Origin of the sequence: Streptomyces sp. YS-3 (genome assembly GCF_045257485.1) — a bacterium.
Lineage (GTDB): Bacteria > Actinomycetota > Actinomycetes > Streptomycetales > Streptomycetaceae > Streptomyces.
Genome location: NZ_JBJHPC010000498.1, coordinates 1 through 5,376 on the forward strand (window position 1 = coordinate 1; position 5,376 = coordinate 5,376).

The following is a 5,376-nucleotide window of genomic DNA, read 5'->3' on the forward strand; positions in this document are numbered from 1 at the left end:
CGCCGAGAACATCGACGGCATGCCCGAGGACGACGACCTCAACTACCCCCTCCTCGGCCTGCTCCTGCTCCAGCGCCACGGCCGCGCCTTCACCACCGCCGACGTGGCCCGGCTGTGGCTCGACGAACTCCCGGCGGGCCGGACGTTCACCGCCGAGCGCGTCGCGTACCGCAACCTCCTCGACGGCGTCGAACCCCCGCACACCGCCACCCACCGCAACCCGTTCCGCGAGTGGATCGGCGCGGCCATCCGTGCCGACGTCCACGGCTGGACCAACCCGGGCGACCCCGTCGCCGCCGCCGGACAGGCGCACCGCGACGCCGTCCTCACCCACACCGCCAACGGTGTGTACAGCGCGATGTTCACGGCCGCGGCGATCTCCCTGGCCGCCACCGGCGCGTACGACGTGCACGGCTGCCTCGCGGGCGGACTCACCATGGTCCCCCCGGCCTCCCGCCTCGCCGCGGCGGTCCGGCTCGGCATCCGGCTCGCCCGCGAGGAGGAGGACTTCGAGACGGTCGTCGACCGTCTGCACACCGCGCTCGGCGCGTACCACTGGGTGCACTCCGTCCCCAACGCCGCCCTGCTCGCCGCCGCTCTCACCCACGCCGACGGCGACTTCTCCGGCTCCATCTGCCGTGCGGTGTCCGGCGGCTGGGACACCGACTCCAACGGCGCCACCGCCGGATCGCTCGCGGGGCTCCTGGCCGGGCACCCGGACGCCCTGCCCGCCCGCTGGACCGCCCCGCTCAAAAACCGCCTCGCCACCAGCGTCGCCGGCTTCGACGGCATCGGATTCGACACCCTCGCGGAACTGACCGCGAACCTCATCGCACAGCCCATCCCCCAGGAGGTACGGAACGCATGACGCGTATCGCGGTGCTCGGCAGCACCAACATGGACCTGGTCGCCTATGTGACGACCGCCCCGCGCCGCGGCGAGACGGTCACCGGCCAGGAGTTCCGTACGATCCCGGGCGGCAAGGGCGCCAACCAGGCCGTCGCGGCGGCCCGCGCGGGCGGCGACGTGGCACTGATCGGGGCCGTCGGCACGGACGAGTTCGGCACCCGGCTGCGGGCCGCGCTCGACGGCTCGGGCGTCGACACCGACCTCGTCCGCACCACCGAGGGCCCCTCCGGCACCGCGCACATCGTGGTCGACGCGGCCGGTGGCAACGCGATCGTCGTCATCCCCGGCGCCAACGCCTCCGTCACCCACCTCGGCCCCGGCGACGAGGCGCTGATCGCGGGCGCCGAGTCGCTGCTGCTCCAGCTGGAGCTGCCGATGGACACGGTGGTCGAGGGCGCGGGGGCGGCCCGGCGCCACGGGGTACGGACGGTCCTCACCCCCTCCCCCGTCCAGCCGCTGCCGCCCGAACTCCTCGACGCCACCGACCTGCTGGTGGCCAACGAGCACGAGGCCACCTCGCTGACCGGCGTCGACGACCCGAAGGCCGCCGCCCGGGCGCTGCTCGACCTGGTCCCCGAGACGGTGGTGACGCTCGGCTCGCGGGGCTGCCTGTACGCGGCCCGCGGCCAGGACCCGGTCGCGGTCCCGGCGCCCGAGGTCACCGCGGTCGACACAACGGGCGCGGGTGACACGTTCGTGGGCGCGCTCGCCGTCGCCCTGGGTGAGGGGCGGGCGATGCCGCAGGCGCTGGCGTGGGCGTCGCAGGCCGCCGCGCTCTCGGTCCAGCGGCCCGGCGCGGTCGCCGCCATGCCCTACCGCGCGGAGATCGACGCGGCGGCGTCCGCGGCCGGGGGCGCGGACCGATGACGACTCCCCCGGGCGCGGCGCACCCACCGCCTCCGCCCCTTCAACGGCTGCGGGTCCTGGACCTCGCCACCCTCTTCGCCGGGCCGCTCGCGGCGACGATGCTGGGCGACTTCGGGGCCGAGGTCATCAAGGTCGAGCACCCCCGCCGCCCCGACCCCTCGCGCGGCCACGGCCCCGCCAAGGACGGTGTGGGGCTCTGGTGGAAGCTGCTGGGCCGCAACAAACGGACGATCACCCTCGACCTGTCCGCGCCGGGAGGGCGCGAGACCCTGCTCCGGCTCGCCGCCTCCACCGATGTGATCATCGAGAACTTCCGCCCGGGCACCCTGGAGCGCTGGGGCCTGGGCTGGCCCGAACTGTCCGCCGCCAACGAGGGGTTGGTGCTGGCCCGGGTCACCGGCTTCGGCCAGTACGGCCCGTACGCCCACCGCCCCGGCTTCGGCACGCTCGCCGAGGCCATGAGCGGCTTCGCCGCCGTCACCGGGGAGCCGGACGGCCCGCCGACGCTGCCGCCGTTCGGCCTCGCGGACTCGATCGCCGCGCTGGCCACCGCGTACGCCGTGCTGACCGCGCTCACCGCACGCGCCGCCACCGGGCGCGGGCAGGTGATCGACATGGCGATCATCGAGCCGATCCTGACCGTGCTGGGCCCGCAGCCCATCTGGTACGACCAGCTCGGCTACGTCCAGCCGCGCACCGGCAACCGCTCCCGCAACAACGCCCCGCGCAACATTTACCGTACGGCCGACGGGAGTTGGCTCGCCGTCTCCACCTCCGCCCAGTCGGTGGCCGAGCGGGTGATACGGCTGGTGGGGCGGCCGGAGCTGATCGAGGAGCCCTGGTTCGCGAGCGGGTCGGGGCGGGCCGAGCACGCGGACGTCCTGGACGAGGCGGTGGGCCACTGGATCGGGCGGCGCACCCGGGAGGAGGCGATGACGGCGTTCGAGAAGGCGGAGGCGGCGATCGCGCCGGTCTACGACATCCGCGAGGTGATGGAGGACCCCCAGTACCGGGCGCTGAACACGCTCACCACGGTCGACGACCCGGAGCTGGGCCCGGTCCGGATGCAGAACGTCCTCTTCCGGCTCTCCGAGACCCCCGGCGCGATCCGCTGGGCGGGCCGCCCGCACGGCGCGGACACGGACGAGGTCCTGACCGAACTCGGCCTGTCCGGCCCGGAGATCAGCGCGCTGCGCCGGGCGGGCGCGCTGTGACCACGATCCCGCTGACCTGGCTGTACGCCCCCGGCGACCGTCCGCAGGTGGTCGAGAAGGCGCTGTCGGCGGGTGCGGACGTGGTGATCGTGGACCTGGAGGACGCGGTGGGTCCCGACCGCAAGGCGTACGCCCGGGCGGCGACGGCGGAACTGCTCTCGCGTCCGCTCCCCACGCCGGTCCACGTCCGGGTGGCCACGGAGGAGGACGTACGGGCGGTGGCCGGGCTGCCGGGCCTGTCGGGCCTGCGTCTACCCAAGGTCACCCACGCCCTCCAGGTCGAACGGGTCGCGGCCCTGGCCCCCGGCGTCGGCCTCTATCCGCTGGTGGAGAGCGCCCTGGGAGTGGAGCACGCGTACACGATCGCCGCCGCGCACCCGGCGGTGCGGGGCCTCGCGCTCGGGGAGGCGGACCTCTGCGCGGATCTGGGCGTACGCGACGAGTCGGGCCTGGAGTGGGCGCGCAGCCGGGTGGTGGTGGCCGCGCGGGCGGCGGGCCTGGACCCGCCCGCGCAGTCCGTCTACCGGCACATCAGCGATCTGGACGGGCTGGCGGCATCCTGCGCGCGGGGGCGGGCGCTGGGCTTTCTGGGGCGCGCGGCGATCCATCCGGCGCAGTTGCCGGTGATCGAGCGGGCCTATCTGCCGCCGCCGGCCGAGGTGACGGCGGCGCAGGAGATCGTCACGGCGTCGCCGACCGATACGGGGGCGCTGGCGCTGGCGGACGGGCGGTTCGTGGATGCGGCGGTGCTGGAGGCGGCACGGCGGACGCTGACGCTGGCAAACCGGCCTGTTCCCCCACCCCGCCCGTTCCCTTAACCCTCCGGGGGGTGGGGGTGGCTTTGCCGGGGCTGCGCCCCGGGCCCCGTTGCGAGGCTGCGCCTCGACCTCCTGCGCGGGGCCTGCGGCCCCTGCACCCCGCTTCTTTCGCCTGCGGACCGTGCTGGCTTGCTCGCGCAGTTCCCCGCGCCCCTAACTACCCAGGGGCGCGGGGAACTGCGCGCTCAGCCACAGACAACCCGCAGACAACCACCGGGCAGAACAGGGGCGCGGGGAACTGCGCGACCAGCCCACCACCGACCCGCAGACAAACCCCGGCCAGATCAGGGGCGCGAGGAACTGCGCGACCAGCCACCCACCGGTCCGCAGACGAACCCCCGGCCAAAAAAGGGGCGCGGGGAACTGCGCGACCAGCCCACCACCGGCCCGCAGACACACACCCGGCCCAAAAGGGGCGCGGGGAACTGCGCGGTCAGCCATCCACGGGCCGCAGGCGGAAAGAGTGGCTCACCCCTTGCTCGGGGTCCCGTTCTCGGACCGCACCGACTTCTCGCCGTCGTCGTCCGCCGCGGGGGCCTCGTCGGCAGGCCCGGCCACAGTCCCCTCGGCCGGCGCGTCGGCCGCCGCCTCGACCGCCCCGGCCGCGACAGGCTCAACCACCGCCTCCCGCCCCGGCCGCACCCGCGAAGAGATCACGATGTACGTCACGGCGAGCACGAACACCGTGATCGCGGTCCAGTCGTTGAGCCGCAGACCCAGCACGTGGTGCGCCTCGTCCACCCGCATGTACTCGATCCAGCCGCGCCCCACGCAGTACGCCGCCACATAGAGCGCGAACGCCCGCCCGTGGCCCAGCTTGAAGCGGCGGTCCGCCCAGATGACGAGGAAGCCGACGCCGACGCACCACAGCGACTCGTACAGGAAGGTCGGGTGGTACGTGCCCTCCACCCGGTTCGTGCCCTCGGAGATCTTCAGCGCCCACGGCAGGTCGGTGGGCTTGCCGTACAGCTCCTGGTTGAACCAGTTGCCCCAGCGGCCCACCGCCTGGGCGAAGGCGATGCCGGGGGCCAGCGCGTCGGCCCAGGCCGGCAGCGGGATGCCCCGGCGGCGGCAGCCGATCCACGCGCCCACCGCGCCGAACGCGATCGCGCCCCAGATGCCGAGCCCGCCCTGCCAGATCTTGAAGGCGTCGACCCAGTCCTCACCGTCGCTGAAGTACAGCTGGTAGTCGGTGATGACGTGGTAGAGCCGGCCGCCGACGAGGCCGAAGGGCACCGCCCAGACGGCGATGTCGGCCACCGTGCCGGCTTGGCCGCCCCGGGCGACCCAGCGCTTGTTGCCGTACCAGACGGCGACGAAGACACCGATGATGATGCAGAAGGCATAGCCGCGCAGCGGGATGGGTCCGAGATGGATCACGCCGGTCGACGGGCTGGGAATGAAGGCGAGGTTCATGGCAGGGTCGACGCTACCCTGCCGGGCGGGCGGTCGGACCACCCACCCGGCAACTTATGAGTAACGAGCGGTGTGCCGGGGTCCCGGAGGGGCTTCGGGGCTCCTAGGGCTCCAGCGGAGCCGGGACCGCCGGAGCCCCCGGATGGGACGGG

The 5,376-nt window shown here is 74.2% G+C and carries 5 protein-coding genes; 4 read left to right on the forward strand and 1 reads right to left on the reverse strand.

Going from position 1 to position 5,376, the window contains the following annotated elements:
* The 4 genes from ACJA3G_RS29125 to ACJA3G_RS29140 all read left to right on the forward strand — a co-directional run.
* On the forward strand, positions 1-868 hold an 868-nt coding region (locus ACJA3G_RS29125; RefSeq protein ID WP_406556024.1), incomplete at its 5' end, for an ADP-ribosylglycohydrolase family protein.
* Positions 865-1,776: a ribokinase gene (locus ACJA3G_RS29130; RefSeq protein ID WP_406556025.1), complete on the forward strand. Its 912-nt coding sequence runs from the start codon at positions 865-867 to the stop codon at positions 1,774-1,776. The genes ACJA3G_RS29125 and ACJA3G_RS29130, both read left to right, overlap by 4 nt.
* Positions 1,773-2,990: a CaiB/BaiF CoA transferase family protein gene (locus ACJA3G_RS29135; protein ID WP_406556026.1), complete on the forward strand. Its 1,218-nt coding sequence runs from the start codon at positions 1,773-1,775 to the stop codon at positions 2,988-2,990. Before ACJA3G_RS29130 ends, ACJA3G_RS29135 begins: the two co-directional genes overlap by 4 nt.
* A complete protein-coding gene (locus ACJA3G_RS29140; RefSeq protein ID WP_406556027.1) occupies positions 2,987-3,808 on the forward strand; it encodes an HpcH/HpaI aldolase/citrate lyase family protein in 822 nt (273 codons plus the stop codon). The genes ACJA3G_RS29135 and ACJA3G_RS29140 overlap by 4 nt, the downstream gene beginning before the upstream one ends.
* A gap of 468 nt (positions 3,809-4,276) precedes the next feature.
* On the opposite strand, the gene lgt is transcribed toward ACJA3G_RS29140, so the two are convergent.
* The gene (lgt, locus tag ACJA3G_RS29145) at positions 4,277-5,224 is read right to left on the reverse strand and encodes a prolipoprotein diacylglyceryl transferase (protein WP_406556028.1); all 948 of its coding nucleotides are present in this window, start codon (positions 5,222-5,224) and stop codon (positions 4,277-4,279) included.
* Between the last annotated feature and the right edge of the window lie 152 nt (positions 5,225-5,376).

Bases quoted from the DNA above. Each gene is read 5' to 3' on its own strand.
- ACJA3G_RS29130 (WP_406556025.1), top strand. From the start codon at position 865: ATGACGCGTATCGCGGTGCTCGGCAGCACCAACATGGACCTGGTCGCC.
- ACJA3G_RS29135 (WP_406556026.1), top strand. From the start codon at position 1,773: ATGACGACTCCCCCGGGCGCGGCGCACCCACCGCCTCCGCCCCTTCAA.
- lgt (WP_406556028.1), bottom strand. From the start codon at position 5,224: ATGAACCTCGCCTTCATTCCCAGCCCGTCGACCGGCGTGATCCATCTC.